Origin of the sequence: Pseudoxanthomonas sacheonensis (genome assembly GCF_031455975.1) — a bacterium.
GTDB lineage: Bacteria > Pseudomonadota > Gammaproteobacteria > Xanthomonadales > Xanthomonadaceae > Pseudoxanthomonas_A > Pseudoxanthomonas_A sacheonensis_A.
Map to the genome: position 1 here is coordinate 276,969 of NZ_JAVDTT010000004.1, position 18,347 is coordinate 295,315.

Here is an 18,347-nt window from a genome sequence, read left to right on the forward strand (position 1 = left end):
CGCAGCCGCCAGACGCCCGGGCCAGGTTCAGCCGCCACATGGCAGCCTGCGCTCTTTGTAGAGCGTGGAGAACCCGCATGCGATTGATTCCGACCCTGCTGGCCGCTGGCTTTGTCGTGGCCTCTTCGTCCGTCTTCGCGGCCGATCCGGCACCCGAGATCCAGCGTCCGCTCGGCACCGCGCAGGCGGTGGGCGCGGCGCATACGCTGCGCACCATTCCCGAGGCCTGCGCGCGTTTGGAAGGCATGTTCACCGCCGATGCGGCGCAGCCGTACAAATACGCGGTCGTGCGCACCAGCCCGCAATGCCAGCCGCGCGCGCGCTTCGTCGACTTCGCCAAGGCCAGGCCTTCGTCGGCGGGCGGTTGGAAATTGAACGATGTGATCCGCGTACCCAACGCCGCCTGCTCCTCGCAGCAGGCCGTGGTGCGCGTCTGGCGGCTGCCTGCCGACAACACGCCCAAGCTGGACGGGCAGGGCAGCGCGCGGGTGTACCTGCAGGAATCCAAGGAAACCGCCGCTGCTGGGAAATTGCCGCCAATAACGATGTATGCGGCGGAGATGAAGGTGGAAGGGAAGGGCTGCAACTGAGCAAGAAAAAAAGGCCGCGAATGCGGCCTTTTTTCTACCAGACGCCAGGGTTGTTTTTATTCCAGCGCTTTGGCGGGTTTGAGTTTTTCAGCCATGCCGTCGAATACGGCCTGGTCCGAAGGCGACAGATTGGGGTGGCCGGCGAACAGGCCCATGGTGACGCCACCGATCACGTAGTAGGTCTCGCCTGCTTCCACTTCCATGTTCAGGATGTCCTTGGCTTCGGAATGCACGGTGTATTCGTGCGCGCCAGGATCCGTGGCATGCACGAAGTACGTGCCGCTGCTCAACTTGCCCAGTTCCGCTTCGCCTTCGCGCACTTTGTAGCGGATTGCGGAGCCAGCGAACTTCTTCTCGCGGAAGAAAACGATCTGTCCCTTGCCTGCCGGTGGCGGCGCGATCTTGCCCTGAGTTGCGGCGACCGCTTCGCTGGCTTCCTGCGCGGGTGTCGCCGTGTCTGCGGGGGCGGTGGAATCCGCGGGAGCGGGCTCGGCAGCCGTCTGCGCCTGCGCGAAAGCCGGGCAGGCCAGTGCCAGGCACAACAGGGAACGATGCAACATTGGACGCATAGTGTTACTCCTCATCGGTTTGGTTGGATCCGTGTGTCGGCGCCGCCGCCGCTGTATTCGCGGAGACGCCTCGTTGCGTGGTGGTTATGGAGGGCTGCGGGGCTGGGGGCATGTCCTCGATAGCCGGTGGCGGCGCGGGAATCGCCTGCTCGGCGATTGCCGCAGGCGGCGTAGGCGGCTCTACGGCAGCGGGTATGAGATCCATGTCTTGAGCGATCTTGGCTTGCGCCAACGTGCCCGCTGGGATGAAGATCTCGTCGCCCTGTACGAAGAACGCGAAGACGCCCACCGCGACGCTCAGGCCGACCGCCAGTGCCGACTTGTCCTGGCCGTGTCCGCCCAGTTTCATTCCGCGCAAGCGAATCTGGATAGCTTCGTCCCGCTGCAGGTATCGTGCCGCGATAAGCAACTCGCCGGCTTTGCCGCCGCCACGCGATTTTGCGGCATGGACGATTTCTCCCTGCCCTTCGATGCCCGAGGGCAGGACGATTTTTCCTTCCACCGATACTGGTTCGGCGAGGCGGATGCGGAACTTGTCGCCCCGCTTGACCAAGCCGGAAGCCAACGGATCGAGGATCTCCAGCACTACGGCGGTGCCATCGGCGATGCGGCAGCAGGGAATCGCGGTCGAAGATTCCGGCCGCAGCGTCGCGACGGTGGTGTTGTCGGGCATGGACGGCGCAATGTCCTGCGCAACGCAGCATGGCGACGCGGCCAACACGAGCAGCAAGCCCCCCGACTTGAACATAGAACGCATCCCTGCCATTTCCCCTGGATGCGAGGCTAACCGAATCTAGACATGGTTCCAATAGGCGTGTGACGAGGGGCGCGGTTTGTGAGTTGATTGACGACGGTCGCGGGCTATGCCGAGCCCATTGCGCCGACAAGGCTGCCGGTTAGCACGGATCGCCGATCTTGTCGTAGCGTCGCTGCATTTCCTCCGGCGTGACTTCCTCGATGCTGTGCCCGATATTCCAGCGGTGCCCGAACGGATCGCGGATCACGCCCGAGCGCTCTCCGTAGAACGCGTCGGTGGCGGGACGCAGCAGGGTGGATCCGGCGGCCAATCCGCGTTCTATGACTTCATCGGCGTTGTCGACGTGTATATGCAAGCTGACGCTGGTGCCCGCCGCCGAATCGGGACGGACGATGCCGTGCTCCGGATACTCGTCGCAGAGCATCAGCGTGGTGCCGCCGAAATCCAGTTCGGCATGGCCGATGCGGCCGCCGGGCTCATCCAGGCGAAACAGTTCGGTGGCGCCGAAGACCTCACGATAGAAATCGATCGCCTTGGCGGTATCGCTTACGCAGAGATAGGGAAACAGTTCGTGCACGGCCATGATTCGCTCCTGATGGGAGCGGCCATGATCGACGGCGCAATGCGCGCCGTCTTGTAAAAAAATGCAGGCTGGTTTTTCTAAGGTCTGTCATCCCGAGTGCAGCGAGGGATCTGCTTCTGCCGCCGGCAAGCAGATCCCTCGCTGCGCTCGGGATGACAACGGTGTGAGACCGGGACCCTACTGGATTTCTGCGATCAGCCTTCCCACTTCGGCAGCTTCTTCTTCACCGCCACATTCTTCAACGACACGTACGCCGGCAGGCCATCGCGCCCGTACGGCGGGTAGGCTTCGCCGCGGATCAGCGGCTCCAGGTAAGCGCGCGCGGTGGAGGTGATGCCGTAACCGTCCTTGCGCAGGAAGTTGTTTGGCATCTTCTTCTCGTGGTTGGCCACCTTGGTCAGCGGCGCCGCTTCGATCTTCCACTTGTACGGCGAATCCGAAGTGCGCACGATCACCGGCATCACCGCGTTCTGGCCTTTCAAGGCGAACTGCACCGCCGCCTTGCCCGCGGCCTGGGCCTGATCCCAGTCGCTCTTGCTGGCGATGTGGCGCGCGGAGCGCTGCAGGTAATCGGGCAGGGTCCAGTGCACCTTCATGCCCAGTTCGTTCTTCACCCGGCCGGCGAGATACGAAGCCACCCCGCCGAGCTGCGTGTGGCCGAAGGAATCCTTGCCGCCACCCGCGTCGGCCACGAAGCGGCCGTCGGCATACTGGATGCCTTCGCTGGCCACCACCACGCACCAGCCGACCTTGGCGACCACTTTCTTGACCTGGGCCAGGAACGCGGCCTCGTCATAGGCCCGCTCCGGGAACAGGATGATCTGCGGCGCATCGTCCGGATTTTTTCCCGCCAAGCCCGCGGCTGCAGCCAGCCAGCCCGCATGCCGGCCCATGGCTTCGTAGACGAACACCTTGGTCGAGGTCTCGGCCATCGCGGCCACGTCCAGCGCCGCCTCGCGTATCGATACGGCGGTGTATTTGGCCGCCGAGCCGAAGCCGGGGCAGGTGTCGGTGACCGCCAAGTCGTTGTCGATGGTCTTGGGCACGCCGATGCAGGTCAGCGGATAGTCGTAGGCCTTGGCCAGCTGCGAAACCTTCAGGGCGGTGTCGGCCGAGTCGTTGCCGCCGTTGTAGAGGAAGTAGCGCACGTCGTGGGCCTTGAATACTTCCAGCAGTCGTTCGTACTTGGCGCTGTCGGCTTCCAGCGATTTGAGCTTGTAGCGGCAGGAACCGAACGCTCCGCCCGGGGTATGGGCCAGGGCGCGGATCGCGGCGGCGGACTCCTTGCTGGTGTCGATCAGGTCCTCGCGCAGGGCGCCCAGGATGCCGTTGCGGGCGGCCAGAACCTTGACCTTGCGGGCGCGGGCTTCGCTGATGACGGCCGAAGCGGAGGCGTTGATGACGGCGGTGACGCCGCCGGACTGAGCGTAAAGGAGGGTGCCTGCAACCATGGTCGGGTTCGTTCCGGATTGGTGGGATGCGGTAAGCTTGGCCCATAGCGCGGTGCCGCGCTGGCGCAGGCAAAGTCTAGCGCCGCCGCCCGCCATCCGGTCATTTTTGGTTTGGAGTCAGCAATGCGATTGGTTCTACTGGGCCCGCCCGGGTCGGGCAAGGGCACGCAAGCGGCGCGCCTCAAGGAATATCTGCAGGTCCCCCATATCTCCACCGGCGACCTGCTGCGGGCCGAAGTAGCCGCCGGTAGCGCACTGGGCCTTCAGGCCAAAGAAGTCATGGCCCGGGGCGATCTGGTCAGCGACGACATCCTGCTGGGCATGCTGGAATCGCGCTTCAGCCGTGCCGACACCGCCAACGGCTTCATCCTGGACGGCTATCCGCGCAACCAGGCCCAGGCAGATGCGCTGGGCATGCTGTTGCAGAAGATGGGCAAGCCCATGGACTACGCCGTGCAGCTGGAAGTGCCTACCGAACTGCTGGTGGAACGCATCGCCGGCCGCGCCGCGGCCGAGGGACGCGCCGACGACACTCCGGAATCGGTGCGTACGCGCCTCAAGGTTTACGACAACCAGACCGCGCCGGTGATCGATTACTACCGCCAGCACGGTCAGCTGACCGTGGTGAACGGCGTGGGCTCGCTGGACGACGTGTTCAGCCGCCTGATCGAGGCGTTGTCGCCGGCCAAAGAAGTCGGCTGATCATCGCGTAACCCTTCTCCCGTATGCGGGAGAAGGTGCCCGAAGAGCCTGCCCCGTACTTGATACGGGGGCGGATGAGGGGTTTTTCGCGCCGGGCCGACGAACCGACGAGCGCTCCGGACCAACTTCAAGAACGTTTCGCGCTGACGCGCGAGTCACTTTTCTTTGCTTGTGCAAAGAAAAGTAACCACTGCGCTGCGTAGCGGCGCGAACGGCGAAGCCGGCCCGAAGGGCGTAGGGCAGAATGCCCGGAGTAAAAGAAAGCACACCCCGGCGGCAGGCCCCACGCTTCGCGCGGGGTCCGCAGTCGCCATGGGAATTTTCGGAAGCAGCATCCATGCTGCTCCGAAAACGGCGCACATACCTGTGCGCCGCCCTGCGGGTTTGCCCACGGCGACTGCCCTGCCTTAGGGGCCCCATGAAGCAAACGCAAAAAGCAGCCGCAAATCAGGGACAATTGCCCTATGAGCAAACTCCATATCCTCGGCATCGCCGGCACTTTCATGGGCGGCGTGGCCGCATTGGCGCGAGAGCTGGGCCATTCGGTGGAGGGCAGCGACCAAGCCATCTATCCGCCCATGTCCACTCAGTTGGAAACGCTGGGGATTCCCTTCTCGCAAGGTTACTTGCCGCAGAACATTTCTCTGGATTGCGACGAGATCGTGGTCGGCAACGCGCTTTCGCGCGGCAATGCGGCGGTCGAAGCGGTACTCGACGAAGGTCGCAAGTACACCTCCGGCGCGCAATGGCTGGCCGAGAACGTGCTGCCGGGGCGCGACACCCTGGCGGTGGCGGGAACGCACGGCAAGACCACCACCACCACCATCCTCAGCTATCTGCTTGAAGCCGCAGGTCGTAACCCTGGCTTCTTGATCGGCGGCGTGGCCGAGGATTTCGGCGTTTCCGCGCGCGCCGGCAGCGGGCGCGAATTCGTGGTCGAAGCCGACGAATACGACACCGCCTTCTTCGATAAGCGCAGCAAGTTCGTGCACTACCGGCCGCTGGTGGCGATCCTCAACAACCTGGAATACGACCACGCCGACATCTTTCCGGACATCGCTTCGATCCAGCGCCAGTTCCACCACCTGGTGCGTACGGTGCCGGCGCGCGGACGCCTGATCGTCAACGGCGAGGACCCGCGCCTGGCCGAAGTGCTGGCGATGGGGTACTGGACGCCGGTAGAACGGTTTGGGCTTGAAGACAGCGTGGACGATGCATCGCTGGAATGGAGCGCGCGCCTGATCGACGAAGACGGCAGCGCATTCGCCGTGCTCCACAACGGTACCGAGATCGGTGTGGTGCGCTGGCCGATGCTGGGCCGGCACAATGTCTTGAACGGACTGGCGGCGCTGGCGGCGGTGAACGCGGTGGGCGTCGATATCGCAAGCGTAATCCCGGCCCTGGCGGATTTCCGCAGCGTCAAGCGTCGCCTGGAAGTCATCGGACAGGCCGACGGAATCACCATCTACGACGATTTCGCCCATCACCCCACCGCCATCCAGACCACGCTGCAGGGCTTGCGCGCGAAAGTCGGCGGCGCGCGGAGGATTATTGTTGCGATGGAACCGCGCAGCAATTCCATGCGCCTGGGCGCGCATTCCGATGCGCTGGCGCCCTCGCTGGCCGGGGCCGATGCGGTGGTCTTCCTGCACCGCCCCGAGCTGGCTTGGGATGCGGGCAAGGTAGTGGCGGCGATCCGCGGCGACGCGCGCACGGTGCCGGACGTGGAGGCGCTGATCGGCGCGCTGAGATCGGTCGCGCGCGCGGGCGACCATGTGGTGTTCATGTCCAACGGCGGCTTCGACGGCGCGCCGCGCCGTTTCCTGGCGGCACTGAACGGCTGAGTATCCCGATCGCATGCCCACTGGCGCGCCGCTCGCACTGTTTCCGCTGCATACCGTGCTCTTGCCCGGCGCGTCATTGGGCTTGCGTCTGTTCGAACGGCGTTACCTGGACATGGTGCGCGATTGCGGCCGCAACGGTCACGGCTTCGGTGTGTGCATGATCCTGGACGGCAACGAGGCGGGCCTGCCCGCCACGCCCGCCGCCTTCGGCACCGAGGCGCTGATCGAGGATTTCGGCACCGGCGACGACGGATTGCTGACCTTGCAGGTGCGCGGCGCGCGGCGTTTCCACGTGAATCGCACCCGCGTGCGCGACAACGGCCTGATCATGGGCGAAGTGGAATGGCGCGAAGCCGACCTGGACGATTCCCTGCGCCCGGAGCATGCGCTGCTGGCCACGGTGCTGCAGCACTTCCTGGAAAAGATCGGCGGCGAACACAGCAAGGTCAGCAACGCGCGTTTCGACGATGCGGCGTGGGTGGGGTGGCGGCTGGCCGAATTCCTGCCGCTCGACGATGCGCAGCGATTGTCGGTGCTGCAGGAAGACGATCCGCATGAACGCTTGGAAATGCTGCTGCGGTTGATGCCTTGAGTGTTTGCGCAACGCGACAGCGACTTATTGATTTCGGAGTTAGGCCGGTCAGATTAGTGAACCCTTCCCCTGCTTGCGGGGGAAGGTGCCGAAGGCGGATGGGGGGCTCTTGGCGCGATTCATCCGATCAAAGCAAGAGCGTTTCGCGCTACGCGCGAGTCACTTTTCTTTGAACGGCAAAGAAAAGTAACCAAAAGAAAGCCGCCCTAACGGCGCGCCTGCGCTTTGCGCAGGTTCGCAAGCAGGCCGGGAATTTCCGGAAGGCGCCTCCTGCGCCTCCGGAAACGGCGCACATCCGTGTGCGCCGCCCCTGCGGGGTTTATCCCGTCCTGCTTGCCGCGCCTCACGGGGTTTGATGGCAACAGCAACAGCAACAGCAAAATCCTAAGCAAGGCGATCTGAAAGATGCCCGCCTTCTGAAGGCCCATCAGAAATACCGCAAATACTTCTACTTCGCAGGACGATCCGTCCGGATCCGCAACACAGGCACCTGCGACTCCGGATGCAAGGCGACCCGATGCTCCAGCGCTTCGGTCGCTTCGGTCAACGCCTCCAGCGACGAGCCGGCTTCGCGCAACGGCCGCCACATGCCGACGAATTCGAAGGCGCGCTGGTGCTGCAGCGTCTGCACGCTACCGATCCACAGCGGCACATCGCCGGGCTGCAGGCGGACCGGCGCGGCCCATAGCCGCAATGCGAGCATCTCGCCGGGCTGCGGTCCGTCGCGCAGCATCAGCAGGCTTTCCGCCCGGGTATCCAGGGTGGCGGGAAGCACCGGCTGCCGCTGCTCGGGCAGATCGTTATCCAGCAGGTTCAGGGCCTGCTCCCAGCCGGCCTCCTCCTGAATCCGCCAGCCCTTGGCCTGCAGCTGCGCGCGCAACGGCGCCAGCGGGCCGGCGACCTGCACATCCAGCGGCCAACGCTGTTCGTCGTCGAACTCGTTGCGCCGCGCGGGCTGCTGTTGCCATTCGTTTTCCCACCAGTCTTCCAGCGGAGTCGAGGTGGTGAACTGTATGACTTCGAACTGCGCGAGCAAGGGCGCGATGTTGCGCGGCGCATGCCAGAGCGCCGCCACGGCGATGGATCCATAGAACAACCACGCCAACGGCTTCATCCATAGCGAGCGGATGGTGCGGCGGCGGTAGGCGATGCCCAAGACCAGCAGCCAGAAGATGCCGAACAGCATTCCGCCGATGACGTCGCTCAACCAGTGCGCGCCCAGGTAGATGCGGGCGAAGCCTATCAACGCCACCACCATGCCCGATACCAGATAAGGCCAGATGCGCCGGCGGCCCGGCAGTTCGCGCGCGATCAGCACGGCGAAGAAGCCGAAGGTGATCGTGGCCATGGTGATGGTGATCGACGGAAAGCTGAAACCGCTACTCACCGCAGGCGGGCGCGGAAAATCCACCGATATGCCCAACCACGCAGTCAGGGCAAGGCCGAAGGCCAGCGCCGCCAGCCAGTGCGCGGCCGCCATCCAGCGCTTGCGCCAGGCCAGGTACAGCAACACCAGCCCAGCGGCCGGCGCCAGCACTTCCACGTCGCCCAGCGAAGCGAGCGCGGCCATCGGGTAATCGGCCAACGGATTGCGCAGAGCCTGCATCGCCTGGTGGATGGCCAGATCGACGCCCAGGGGTTCGCCGTGTCCGAGCACCAAGGCCAGGAACGCGAACCAGATCCAGCCGATGGCCAGCAGCATCACCGCCAGCAAGGCCAACGGCACCGATTCGCGCCGCTGCGGATCGAAGACGGCGATCGAATAACGCCCCAGCACCGGATGCGCGTGCGACCACGCCAATACGCGCGCCAACAGGGAATCGGCGTGCGCGGCGAACCAGCGATAGGTGTACAGCACTCCCGCCCAGGCCAAGGCCATCACCGCCAGCACCAGCGCCAGCACCAGCGCCAACCGTCCCGCGACCGCGGCCACCGCATCGTAGGCCTCGCCCAGCACCCATCCGGGGGCAAGGAACAGCACCGCCCAGCTCACCGCGGCGATCAGGCTGGCCGGGACGTAGCGACGCCAGGGCATCTTCAGCATTCCCGCGATCGCAGGCACGAAAGGGCGGATCGGGCCCACATAGCGTGCGATCAGGATGCTCTTGAGCCCATTGCGGCGGAACATCGTCTCGCCACGATCCAGCAGCTGCGGATACTTGCGGAACGGCCAGTGGTTGCGCAGCTGCGGCCCCCAGCGCCTGCCGATCTGGAAGCTGATCGCGTCGCCCACGAAAGCGCCCAGCGCGGCCGACACTAAGGCGTACGGCCCGGACAGTTCGCCCAGGCCGATCAGCATGCCCACGGCGAACAACAACGGCAGCGCCGGCACGATCGCGCCCAGCACGATCAATGCGTCGCAAAAGGCGATGGCGAAGATCACGGCGCCCGCGGCCACGGGATGCGCAGTGATCCAGGCCAGCAGGTTGTCGAACCAGGAAGGATTCATTAGCGCCCGATTATAGAGTGCGCGCACAGGCGGCGCGGAAGGGCAGACGGTTTAAACTGCCGCCATGAACCGCGAACATGTCATTGAGAAGACAGCCATCGACGAACCGGCCATCGAAGTAGAAGCGCTCAAGGCCGACAGTTTCGGCCGTATCGCCCTGATGCGCGATGCGCGGGGCTTGTTCGTGCGCCGCGATCTTTCCGCGTCGCCGTGGTGGCTGCGCTTTCCCGCCTGGCGGCTGGCGCGCCGCGAAGCGCTGGCCTTGCGCCGGCTGGTGGGGCAGGCGCAGACGCCGCAGCTATTGAACTGGAACGGAACCCACTTGGACCGCAGTTTCCTGGACGGCGTGGCCATGTACAAGAATCCGCCGCGCGGCGATCTTGCGTATTTCCATGCGGCGCGGCGCTTGCTGCAGCAGGTCCATCGCCGCGGCGTCGCCCACAACGACCTGGCCAAGGAGGCGAACTGGTTGGTGCGCGCCGACGGCAGCCCGGCCCTGATCGATTTCCAACTTGCGGTGCTCGGCGATCCGCGTTCGCGCTGGATGCGCCTGCTGGCGCGAGAGGACCTGCGCCATCTGCTCAAACATAAACGCATGTACTGCCGCGACAAGCTCACCCCGGTGGAGTGGCGCCTGCTGAAACGGACCTCGTGGATGCGCGATCTGTGGTTCCGCACAGGCAAGCCGGTTTACCGTTTCGTCACCCGCAGGATATTGAAGTGGGAAGACAATGAAGGGCAGGGACCGAAGCCGTGAATCGTCTGCATCTCGCGGAGCTTTGTCCGTCATCCCAGCGAAAGCTGGGATCCATCTTGATCCTGCCCTTGATTTTGCTTCCGCAGAATTCGGGCAAAGGCAAGAGCAAAATGGATCCCAGCTTTCGTTGGGATGACGAGTAGGCCGCCTCTATCCTGTCTACTATCAAGCGTTGCATTTCCGGAATCACCCATGACCACCCTCGCAGGCAAGACCCTATTCATCACCGGCGCCTCGCGCGGTATCGGCCTGGCCATCGCCCTGCGCGCTGCGCGCGATGGGGCCAACGTGGCCATCGCGGCGAAGTCCGCGGTGCCTAATCCGAAATTGCCGGGAACGATCTATACCGCCGCCGATGCAGTCACCGCGGCGGGCGGCCAAGGGCTTGCGCTGAAATGCGACATCCGCGACGAGGACGAAGTGAAAGCCGCAGTGGCGGCGACCGTGGACCTGTTCGGCGGCATCGACATCCTGGTCAACAACGCCAGTGCCATCTGGCTGCGCGGTGCGCTGGAAACGCCGATGAAGCGCTTCGACCTGATGAGCCAGGTCAACTCGCGCGGCAGTTTCCTGTGCGCGCAGGCCTGCTTGCCATACCTGCTGCAGGCGCCCAACCCGCACCTCCTGACCCTGGCGCCACCGCCGTCGCTGGATCCGAAATGGTGGGCGCCGCATACCGGCTATACGCTGGCGAAAATGGGCATGAGCTTCGTCACCCTGGGGCTCGCCGCGGAATTCGGCCCGCGGGGCGTGGCCGTCAACGCGCTCTGGCCGCGCACGCTGATCGCCACCGAGGCCTTGAACATGATTCCCGGCGTCGATGCCGCCAATGGTCGCAAACCGGAAATCATGGCCGATGCGGCGCATGCCGTGCTCACCCGCGCAGCGGAGGGATTTTCCGGCAATTTCCTGATCGACGACGAAGTACTGGCCGAAGCCGGCGTCACCGATCTCTCGGGTTACGCAGTGGATCCTTCGCAACCACTCTATCCGGATCTGTTTCTCGATTGATCCATACTTCATCGACCCGCCATCGGAGTCCCCCACGACGATGAAATACCTGCACGCCATGATCCGCGTCCACGACCTGGACGCGACCGGCAAGTTCTTCACCGAAGGCCTCGGCCTGAGCGAAACCCGCCGCATCGACAACGAGGCGGGCAGGTTCACGCTGGTCTACTTCGGCGCGCCGGCCAATCCGGAAGCGGAGATCGAGTTGACCTACAACTGGCCCGCCGCGGACGGCTCGCCGGCCGAGGACTACGGCAGCGCGCGCAACTTCGGCCATCTGGCCTTCGAGGTGGACGACATCTACGCCACCTGCGCGCACCTGCAATCGCGGGGCGTCCTGATCAACCGGCCGCCGCGCGACGGGCGCATGGCGTTCGTGCGTTCGCCAGATCTGATTTCCATCGAGTTGCTGCAGAAAGGCGGGCGTCTGCCGCCGCAGGAACCGTGGCTGTCCATGCCCAACACGGGCGTGTGGTGAGTTCTTCTTCCTCAAACTATGGATAAGCGATGAAAAATGCGTTGGTGATCATTGATGTGCAGCAGGGATTGTTCGACGAAACCCCCGCACCGGCCGATGCCGATGCGGTGATCGAACGCATCAATGCCTTGTCCGCGCGTGCGCGCGCCAGCGACGTGCCGGTGATCCTGGTGCAGCACGAAGTGCCAGGCACCCAGCTTCAGCACGGTTCGCCGGGATGGCAGCTGGACTCGCGCCTGCAAGTCGAGCCCGCCGACCATCGCATCCGCAAGACCACGCCCGATTCCTTCCTGCGCACGGGTCTGGACGAGGTGCTCGCGTTCTCCGGCGTCGAGCAGGTGGTGATTTGCGGCTACGCCACCGAATTCTGCGTGGATACCACCACCCGCAGCGCGGCCGCGCACGGCTACGCGGTGATCCTGGCCGCCGATGCGCACACCACCCAGGACAAGGCGCATGCCAGCGCCGCGCAGATCCGCCTCCACCACAACGCGACCTTGCCGGACATCAGCAGTTTCGGCCCGGTGATCGAAGCCGTGCCGGCGGAGCAGATCCGCTTCGCCTCCTGATCCAACCTCCTGATCCATCCCTTCCAGGATCCACCTCGAATGTCCGATACCGCCGACCTGCTCGCTGCCGGCCAGCACTACTACCTTCCGGTCTACCGTCCGCGCGAAGTGATCCTGGAGCGCGGCCAGGGCGCGCGCGTCTGGGATCGCGACGGCAACGAATACGTCGATTTGTCGGCTGGCATCGCCGTGTGCGGGCTCGGCCACAACGATCCCGATCTGGTCGCCGCGCTGACCGAGCAGGCCGGCAAGCTGTGGCATACCAGCAATGTGTTCTACAGCGAACCGCCGCTGCGGTTGGCCGAGGAGCTGGTCACCGCTTCGCGTTTCGCTGCGCGCGTCTTCCTGTGCAACTCCGGCGCCGAGGCCAACGAGGCCGCGATCAAGTTGATCCGCAAGTGGGCCACGGCGCAGGGCCGCGCGCCGGACCGCCGGGTCATCGTCACCTTCCGCGGCAGTTTCCACGGCCGCACCCTGGCCACGGTCACCGCCACCGCGCAGCCGAAATACCAGGAGGGCTACGAGCCGTTGCCGGGCGGTTTCCGTTACGTCGATTTCAACGATCTGGCGCAACTGGACAACGCGATGGCCGCAGGCGATGTCGCCGCGGTATTGGTGGAGCCGATCCAGGGCGAAGGCGGCGTGATGCCGGCGGCGGAAGGTTTCCTGCGCGGCGTGCGCGAACTCTGCGACCGCCATGGGGCATTGCTGGCGCTGGACGAAATCCAGTGCGGCATGGGCCGCACCGGCACGCTGTTCGCGCATTGGCAGGAAGGCGTCACGCCCGACATCGTCACTTTGGCCAAGGCGCTGGGCGGTGGTTTCCCGATCGGCGCGATGCTCGCCGGCCCCAAAGTCGCCGAGATCATGCAGTTCGGCGCGCACGGCACCACCTTCGGCGGCAATCCGCTGGCGGCGGCGGTGGCGCGGGTGGCGTTGCGGAAACTGGGTTCTCCGGAAATCGCCGCCAATGTGCGCAAGCAATCCGGGGCGCTGCGCGAGGGATTGTCGGCGCTGGGTACGGAATTCGAACTGTTCTCAGAGATACGCGGTCGCGGGCTGATGCTCGGCGCGGTGTTGAAGCCGGCGTACGCCGGACGCGCCGGCGAGATTCTCGATCATGCCGCCGCCAACGGGCTGTTGTTGCTGCAAGCAGGGCCGGACGTGTTGCGGTTCGTGCCGGCGCTGAACATCACCGACGTCGAAGTTGCTGACGGTTTAGCGCGCCTGCGTTCGGCTCTGTCGAGTTTCGCGAAGAAGATTCCATCGACCTGAAGCCCCTCTCCAGCTAAAGCCCCTCTCCGGCGGGAGAGGGGTTGGGGTGAGGGTGCGGCGAAACCTTCGGCGGTTGAACCAACGTAACTCCGCCGTACCCTCATCCGGCGCTGCGCGCCACCTTCTCCCGGTGGGAGAAGGGTTGAGACAACGCGTGCATCAAGCTTCCCGCAACGCCTGCGCAAGATCCGCAATCAAATCGTCCGCATGCTCCAACCCCACCGAGATCCGCAGCAGGTTCTGCGGCGTGGTCGTATGCGGCCCTTCGGTGGAACCGCGGTGCTCCACCAGCGATTCGCAACCGCCCAGCGAAGTCGCGTTGGTGAACAGTCGCAGCTTGCCGGCCACGGCCAACGCTGTCTCGCGGCCGCCACGGAACTGCACGCTGAGCATGCCGCCGAAATCGCGCATCTGGCGCGCCGCCAGTTCATGGCCCGGGTGCGAAGGCAGGCCCGGATAGTTCACCCGTTCCACCTGCGGCTGCGCCGCGAGGAATTCGGCGACCTTGCGCGCGTTGGCGCAATGCATGGCCATGCGCGCCGGCAGCGAACGGCAGCCGCGCAGCGTGAGCCAGGCGCTGAACGGAGCCAGCACCGCGCCGGTGATGTGCAGCCGATGGGCGATGCGTTTGCAGAATTCGTCGTCGTGCTTGAACGCCAGCGCGCCGCCCAGCACGTCGCTGTGGCCGCCGAAGTATTTGGTGGTGGAATGCATGACGATGTCCGCGCCCAACGCCAGCGGCTGCTGCAGGACTGGCGAGGCGAAAGTGTTGTCGCAGACCAGCAGCGCGCCGTGTTCGTGCGCCAGCGCGGCCAGGGCGGCGATGTCGGTGACTTTCATCAGCGGATTGGAAGGCGTCTCCGCCCAGATCAGATCGACGCCGCCGGCGCAGGCGCTGCGCACGGCCGCCAGATCGGCCATGTCCAGGCGCTGCACCGCGATGCCGCGTTCGGGCAGGAATTCGGTCGCCAGCATACGCACGCCGGAATAGCAGTCGTCGGGGAGCAGGAGACGCGCACCGGACGGCAGGGATTCCAGCAGGGTGGTGACCGCGGCCATGCCCGATGCGAAAGTGAGCGCGGCTTCGCCGCCCTCCAGCGCGGCGATCGCTGCGCGCAGACGCTCGTTGGTCGGATTGCTCTCGCGCTGGTATTCGTAGCCCGCGATGCGTTCGCCCGCAGGCCCGTGCTTGAAGGTGGTGGCCAGGTGGATCGGCGGCGTCAACGCGCCGGTTTCGCGGTCGCTTTCGCCGCCGGCGTGGATGGCGAGGGTTTCAAGACGCATGGTCTGGCTTCCGATGGGAGAGGTGGGGAAGGTGCTCAGCCCGCGCGAACCGCCTTGAAGGCTTCGCGCGCTGCGGCGACGGTCTGCGCGATGATCGCTTCATCGTGCGCGCTGGACATGAATCCGGCTTCGTACGCCGAAGGCGCCAGATAAACGCCGCGTTCCAGCATGGCATGGAAGAAGCGGTTGAAGGCGGCCGTGTCGCAGGCGATGGCCTGCGCGTAGGTGTCCACCTTCTCGGTGGTGAAGAACAGGCCGAACATGCCGCCGACGCGGTTGGTGGTGACGGCGACGCCGGCTTCCCGTGCAGCCGCTTCCAGTCCATCGCACAACGCGTGAGTGGCCGCGCTCAAGCTGTCGTGGAATCCCGGCGCCTGCACCAGTTCCAGCATCGCCAGACCCGCCGCCATCGCCACCGGATTGCCGCTGAGCGTACCGGCCTGATAGATCGGGCCGCTGGGCGCGATCTGCGTCATCAGGTCGCGACGTCCGCCATAGGCGCCCACCGGCATGCCGCCGCCGATGATCTTGCCGAAGGTGGTGAGGTCGGGCGCGATGCCGTAATGCGCTTGCGCGCCGCCGAGCGCGACACGGAAACCGGTCATCACTTCGTCGAAGATCAGCAACGCGCCGTGCTTGCTGCAAAGCTCGCGCAAGTGCTGCAGATAGCCTTCGCGCGGCGGCAGGCAGTTGGCGTTGCCGACCACCGGTTCCACGATCACGCAGGCGATTTCGCCGCCCAGCGAGTCGAACAATTCGGTGGCGCCGTCGAAATCGTTGTAACTCAGGGTCAGAGTCAGGTCGGCCAATGCCTTGGGCACGCCGGGCGAAGTCGGCACACCCAGCGTCAACATGCCGGAGCCGGCCTTGACCAGGAACGAGTCGCCATGGCCGTGGTAGCAGCCTTCGAACTTGACGATGCGCATGCGGCCGGTCGCGCCACGCGCCAGGCGGATCGCCGACAGGGTGGCCTCGGTGCCGGAGTTCACCATGCGCACCATTTCGCAGGACGGCACCAGCCGGGTGAGGGTCTCGGCCATGGTCACTTCGGCCGGGCAGGGCGCGCCGAACGACAGGCCGTCCTGGATCGCGCGCTGGACGGCGTCGCGCACCTGCGGGTGGTTGTGGCCGACGACCATCGGGCCCCATGAGCCGACGTAGTCGATGTAGCGGTTGCCGTCCACGTCGAACAGATAGGGGCCGTCCGCGCGCTGCACGAAGAACGGTTCGCCGCCCACCGACTTGAAGGCGCGCACCGGCGAATTGACGCCGCCGGGCAGAAGTTCCTGAGCGCGGGCGAACAGAGCGTGGGATTTTTCGTGGTTCATGGGATCGTCGATTCGGGAAGGGATTTCGTATTCGTCGTAGGAGCGACGTGAGTCGCGATTGAGTCTTACCGGCAAGCCGCTTCGCGACTTACGTCGCTCCTACGAAGCGCGGATCAGCGGGCGAAGCATTGGAGGTAGGCGTGGACCGCGGCGACCGGATCGGCTGCGTCGTAAACGCCGGAAATCACCGCCACCAGATCCGCACCGGCGTCGATCAGACTGCGTGCATTGTCCGGGGTAATCCCGCCTATCGCCACCCGCGGCACGCCTAGCGAGGCGGCCTGCGACAAGAGATCCCCCGTGGCCTGGCGCGTACCGGTCTTGCTGCGGGTGGGAAAGAAGGCGCCGAAAGCCACGTAGTTCGCGCCCGCCGCCACCGCGGCTGCGGCCAAATCCAAGCGGTCGTAGCAGGACGCGCCGATGATCGCCTCCGCACCCAGCAGAACCCGCGCTGCGGCGATGTCGCCATCGTCTTCGCCCAGATGAACCCCGGCTGCGCCGACTGCCTTGGCCAGGCGCACGTCGTCATTGACGATCAGCGGGACGCCAGCCTGCCGGCATAGCGACTGCAATGCGGTCGCCTGTTCGTGCCGCAGCGCATCGCCCGCCGTCTTGTTGCGGTATTGCAACCAGGTCGCGCCCGCCGTCAATAGCGGCGCCGTGCGCGCCAGCAGACTCGCGGTGTCGGCTTCGTCAGGCGTAATCAGGTAGAGCCCTACAACAGCCGGCCCTACAACAGCCGGCCCTGAGGGCGCGGGGCCAAGCTGCGGCCAGCGGGAATTCATCGGCAAACTTCCGGTGCGGGGTGGGGAGTGGGACAATAGACGCCCGCTTCCCCGCCATTATCCCCCGATGACCGATACCGTCGACACCCGCTATCAGACCTGGATGTGCGTCGTCTGCGGTTTTATCTACGACGAAGCCAAGGGCCTGCCGGAAGAAGGTCTGGCGCCGGGCACGCGCTGGAAGGACATTCCCGACACCTGGACCTGCCCGGATTGCGGCGTGACCAAAGACGATTTCGAGATGGTCGAAGTCGACTGAACAATCCACGTAGGAGCGCCCCATGGGCGCGAGCTTTTGTGCGGGCCTGCGTTAAGAGCTCGCGCCCATGGGGCGCTCCTACAAAAAACGGATCAATGCATCCGCGATTTGCTGGTGTTCAGTTCCACCAGGCGCTCGCGCAAGGCGTGCGCGTCGGCCGCTTCCGGCGCCACGTGCAGGTAACGCGCCAGGTCGTGCCGCGCCCCCTGTTTGTAGTCCATCTTCAGATAGGCCAGCCCGCGGTCGCGCAAGGCTTCCGGTTGTTCCGGCGACAGTTTGAGCACACGGTCCGCGCTGCGCGCGGCGCGATCCCACTCGTCGCGTTCGGCGTACACGCCGTGCAGGTTGCGCAGCATGCGGATCAGGATGGCGCGGTGCGAAGCCGGGTCCAGGATATGCATCAGCGCGTTGTCGTCGGGAATGTCGCCACCCAGATGTGGCTTGGCGCGTTCGCGCAGTTCGTCCGCGCCCAGCGGGCGGCCGCCGTTGAACGGGTCCATCACCAGGATGCCGTCGTCCACTGGCAGGCGCACCAGGAAATGGCCAGGGAAAGACACGCCATCCAACGGCACGCCCAGGCGGCGCGCGACTTCGATCTGCACCATCGCCAATGAAATCGGATTGCCCAGCCTGCGCTCGAACACTTCGTTCAGATAGCTGTTGCGTGGGTCGTAGTACTCGTCGTGGTTGCCGGTATAGCCCAGTTCGTCGAACAGGTGCCGGTTGATGGCCGCCATCTTCAGCGGCCAGGCGTCGATGGCCTCGATCTCCGGGCGCAGGTGCTCGGCGTGGCTTTGCGCCAGAGTGTCGTAGAGGTCGGCGTCGAGGTTGGGGTATTCGTCGCGCGCGATCAGCAGCGCGGTTTCCAGCAGGGGCACGGTATCGTCAGCCTGCGCCGCCAGCGAACTCCAGTCCGGCAATGTCAGTCGTACCCCCATGGCCCAAGATTGGCGTCAATCGCCGCGACAATCAAGCCCTGGGATGCGCTTTGGTGGGAGCGGCTTCCCGCCGCGCGCTTTGCTCGAATGATGCTCGTATGGCAGCGGACAAGGGCTCGCGGCTGG

19 protein-coding genes are annotated in these 18,347 nt (G+C 65.3%); 10 read left to right on the forward strand and 9 right to left on the reverse strand.

Annotated features, from left to right (window positions below):
* The first annotated feature begins 77 nt into the window (after window positions 1-77).
* A complete protein-coding gene (locus J2W94_RS15765) occupies window positions 78-590 on the forward strand; it encodes a hypothetical protein (RefSeq protein ID WP_310095490.1) in 513 nt (170 codons plus the stop codon).
* Between the two features lie 56 nt (window positions 591-646).
* Here J2W94_RS15765 and J2W94_RS15770 read toward each other — a convergent pair whose 3' ends face one another.
* The 4 genes from J2W94_RS15770 to J2W94_RS15785 all read right to left on the reverse strand — a co-directional run bounded on the left by J2W94_RS15770 (window position 647) and on the right by J2W94_RS15785 (window position 3,950).
* Window positions 647-1,159, reverse strand: coding sequence for a DUF2846 domain-containing protein (locus tag J2W94_RS15770; RefSeq protein ID WP_310095493.1), 513 nt, complete (start codon window positions 1,157-1,159; stop codon window positions 647-649).
* Between the two features lie 4 nt (window positions 1,160-1,163).
* On the reverse strand, window positions 1,164-1,832 hold the full coding sequence (locus tag J2W94_RS15775; RefSeq protein ID WP_310095495.1) for a hypothetical protein: 669 nt from the start codon (window positions 1,830-1,832) through the stop codon (window positions 1,164-1,166).
* 223 nt (window positions 1,833-2,055) lie between these two features.
* Window positions 2,056-2,499, reverse strand: coding sequence for a VOC family protein (locus J2W94_RS15780; RefSeq protein ID WP_310095498.1), 444 nt, complete (start codon window positions 2,497-2,499; stop codon window positions 2,056-2,058).
* A 194-nt stretch (window positions 2,500-2,693) separates the two neighbouring features.
* Window positions 2,694-3,950, reverse strand: a complete 1,257-nt coding sequence (locus J2W94_RS15785) for a 6-phosphofructokinase (protein WP_310095501.1) — start codon at window positions 3,948-3,950, stop codon at window positions 2,694-2,696.
* A gap of 123 nt (window positions 3,951-4,073) precedes the next feature.
* Between J2W94_RS15785 and J2W94_RS15790 the strand changes: the two genes are divergently transcribed.
* From J2W94_RS15790 to J2W94_RS15800, 3 genes are all read left to right on the forward strand, one after another.
* The gene (locus J2W94_RS15790) at window positions 4,074-4,652 is read left to right on the forward strand and encodes an adenylate kinase (protein WP_310095503.1); all 579 of its coding nucleotides are present in this window, start codon (window positions 4,074-4,076) and stop codon (window positions 4,650-4,652) included.
* 464 nt (window positions 4,653-5,116) lie between these two features.
* Window positions 5,117-6,496, forward strand: coding sequence for a UDP-N-acetylmuramate:L-alanyl-gamma-D-glutamyl-meso-diaminopimelate ligase (gene mpl, locus J2W94_RS15795; protein WP_310095506.1), 1,380 nt, complete (start codon window positions 5,117-5,119; stop codon window positions 6,494-6,496).
* Window positions 6,497-6,509: 13 nt separating this feature from the next.
* Window positions 6,510-7,088, forward strand: coding sequence for an LON peptidase substrate-binding domain-containing protein (locus J2W94_RS15800; RefSeq protein ID WP_310095508.1), 579 nt, complete (start codon window positions 6,510-6,512; stop codon window positions 7,086-7,088).
* Window positions 7,089-7,536: 448 nt separating this feature from the next.
* Here J2W94_RS15800 and J2W94_RS15805 read toward each other — a convergent pair whose 3' ends face one another.
* Window positions 7,537-9,537 (reverse strand): bifunctional DedA family/phosphatase PAP2 family protein, encoded by a 2,001-nt coding sequence (locus tag J2W94_RS15805; RefSeq protein ID WP_310095509.1) that lies wholly within the window; start codon window positions 9,535-9,537, stop codon window positions 7,537-7,539.
* 64 nt (window positions 9,538-9,601) lie between these two features.
* Here J2W94_RS15805 and J2W94_RS15810 point away from each other — a divergent pair, with 64 nt between their 5' ends.
* The 5 genes from J2W94_RS15810 (at window position 9,602) to J2W94_RS15830 (ending at window position 13,627) form a co-directional block, all read left to right on the forward strand.
* On the forward strand, window positions 9,602-10,294 hold the full coding sequence (locus J2W94_RS15810; protein ID WP_310095512.1) for a serine/threonine protein kinase: 693 nt from the start codon (window positions 9,602-9,604) through the stop codon (window positions 10,292-10,294).
* A 192-nt stretch (window positions 10,295-10,486) separates the two neighbouring features.
* On the forward strand, window positions 10,487-11,305 hold the full coding sequence (locus J2W94_RS15815) for an SDR family oxidoreductase (RefSeq protein ID WP_310095515.1): 819 nt from the start codon (window positions 10,487-10,489) through the stop codon (window positions 11,303-11,305).
* 40 nt (window positions 11,306-11,345) lie between these two features.
* Window positions 11,346-11,783, forward strand: a complete 438-nt coding sequence (locus tag J2W94_RS15820) for a VOC family protein (protein ID WP_310095518.1) — start codon at window positions 11,346-11,348, stop codon at window positions 11,781-11,783.
* A gap of 29 nt (window positions 11,784-11,812) precedes the next feature.
* Window positions 11,813-12,352 carry a cysteine hydrolase family protein gene (locus tag J2W94_RS15825; protein WP_310095520.1) on the forward strand — a complete coding sequence of 180 codons (540 nt, stop codon included), beginning with the start codon at window positions 11,813-11,815 and terminating at the stop codon, window positions 12,350-12,352.
* A gap of 39 nt (window positions 12,353-12,391) precedes the next feature.
* Window positions 12,392-13,627, forward strand: a complete 1,236-nt coding sequence (locus tag J2W94_RS15830) for an acetylornithine transaminase (RefSeq protein WP_310095522.1) — start codon at window positions 12,392-12,394, stop codon at window positions 13,625-13,627.
* Window positions 13,628-13,786: 159 nt separating this feature from the next.
* On the opposite strand, the gene J2W94_RS15835 is transcribed toward J2W94_RS15830, so the two are convergent.
* The 3 genes from J2W94_RS15835 to thiE all read right to left on the reverse strand — a co-directional run bounded on the left by J2W94_RS15835 (window position 13,787) and on the right by thiE (window position 17,024).
* Window positions 13,787-14,911, reverse strand: a complete 1,125-nt coding sequence (locus J2W94_RS15835; protein WP_310095524.1) for a trans-sulfuration enzyme family protein — start codon at window positions 14,909-14,911, stop codon at window positions 13,787-13,789.
* Between the two features lie 35 nt (window positions 14,912-14,946).
* The gene (hemL, locus tag J2W94_RS15840) at window positions 14,947-16,239 is read right to left on the reverse strand and encodes a glutamate-1-semialdehyde 2,1-aminomutase (protein ID WP_310095526.1); all 1,293 of its coding nucleotides are present in this window, start codon (window positions 16,237-16,239) and stop codon (window positions 14,947-14,949) included.
* A gap of 113 nt (window positions 16,240-16,352) precedes the next feature.
* Window positions 16,353-17,024: a thiamine phosphate synthase gene (gene thiE / locus J2W94_RS15845; RefSeq protein WP_310095528.1), complete on the reverse strand. Its 672-nt coding sequence runs from the start codon at window positions 17,022-17,024 to the stop codon at window positions 16,353-16,355.
* 67 nt (window positions 17,025-17,091) lie between these two features.
* Here thiE and J2W94_RS15850 point away from each other — a divergent pair, with 67 nt between their 5' ends.
* On the forward strand, window positions 17,092-17,283 hold the full coding sequence (locus J2W94_RS15850; RefSeq protein WP_310095530.1) for a rubredoxin: 192 nt from the start codon (window positions 17,092-17,094) through the stop codon (window positions 17,281-17,283).
* Between the two features lie 92 nt (window positions 17,284-17,375).
* Here J2W94_RS15850 and J2W94_RS15855 read toward each other — a convergent pair whose 3' ends face one another.
* Window positions 17,376-18,221, reverse strand: coding sequence for a SirB1 family protein (locus J2W94_RS15855; RefSeq protein ID WP_310095532.1), 846 nt, complete (start codon window positions 18,219-18,221; stop codon window positions 17,376-17,378).
* Window positions 18,222-18,347 lie beyond the last annotated feature (126 nt).

Coding starts and splice junctions, on each gene's coding strand:
- mpl (WP_310095506.1), top strand. CDS start 5,117: ATGAGCAAACTCCATATCCTCGGCATCGCCGGCACTTTCATGGGCGGC.
- hemL (WP_310095526.1), bottom strand. CDS start 16,239: ATGAACCACGAAAAATCCCACGCTCTGTTCGCCCGCGCTCAGGAACTT.
- J2W94_RS15830 (WP_310095522.1), top strand. CDS start 12,392: ATGTCCGATACCGCCGACCTGCTCGCTGCCGGCCAGCACTACTACCTT.
- J2W94_RS15770 (WP_310095493.1), bottom strand. CDS start 1,159: ATGCGTCCAATGTTGCATCGTTCCCTGTTGTGCCTGGCACTGGCCTGC.
- J2W94_RS15825 (WP_310095520.1), top strand. CDS start 11,813: ATGAAAAATGCGTTGGTGATCATTGATGTGCAGCAGGGATTGTTCGAC.
- J2W94_RS15805 (WP_310095509.1), bottom strand. CDS start 9,537: ATGAATCCTTCCTGGTTCGACAACCTGCTGGCCTGGATCACTGCGCAT.
- J2W94_RS15850 (WP_310095530.1), top strand. CDS start 17,092: ATGACCGATACCGTCGACACCCGCTATCAGACCTGGATGTGCGTCGTC.
- J2W94_RS15775 (WP_310095495.1), bottom strand. CDS start 1,832: ATGCCCGACAACACCACCGTCGCGACGCTGCGGCCGGAATCTTCGACC.
- J2W94_RS15780 (WP_310095498.1), bottom strand. CDS start 2,499: ATGGCCGTGCACGAACTGTTTCCCTATCTCTGCGTAAGCGATACCGCC.
- thiE (WP_310095528.1), bottom strand. CDS start 17,024: ATGAATTCCCGCTGGCCGCAGCTTGGCCCCGCGCCCTCAGGGCCGGCT.
- J2W94_RS15815 (WP_310095515.1), top strand. CDS start 10,487: ATGACCACCCTCGCAGGCAAGACCCTATTCATCACCGGCGCCTCGCGC.
- J2W94_RS15790 (WP_310095503.1), top strand. CDS start 4,074: ATGCGATTGGTTCTACTGGGCCCGCCCGGGTCGGGCAAGGGCACGCAA.
- J2W94_RS15820 (WP_310095518.1), top strand. CDS start 11,346: ATGAAATACCTGCACGCCATGATCCGCGTCCACGACCTGGACGCGACC.
- J2W94_RS15765 (WP_310095490.1), top strand. CDS start 78: ATGCGATTGATTCCGACCCTGCTGGCCGCTGGCTTTGTCGTGGCCTCT.
- J2W94_RS15800 (WP_310095508.1), top strand. CDS start 6,510: ATGCCCACTGGCGCGCCGCTCGCACTGTTTCCGCTGCATACCGTGCTC.
- J2W94_RS15835 (WP_310095524.1), bottom strand. CDS start 14,911: ATGCGTCTTGAAACCCTCGCCATCCACGCCGGCGGCGAAAGCGACCGC.
- J2W94_RS15855 (WP_310095532.1), bottom strand. CDS start 18,221: ATGGGGGTACGACTGACATTGCCGGACTGGAGTTCGCTGGCGGCGCAG.
- J2W94_RS15785 (WP_310095501.1), bottom strand. CDS start 3,950: ATGGTTGCAGGCACCCTCCTTTACGCTCAGTCCGGCGGCGTCACCGCC.
- J2W94_RS15810 (WP_310095512.1), top strand. CDS start 9,602: ATGAACCGCGAACATGTCATTGAGAAGACAGCCATCGACGAACCGGCC.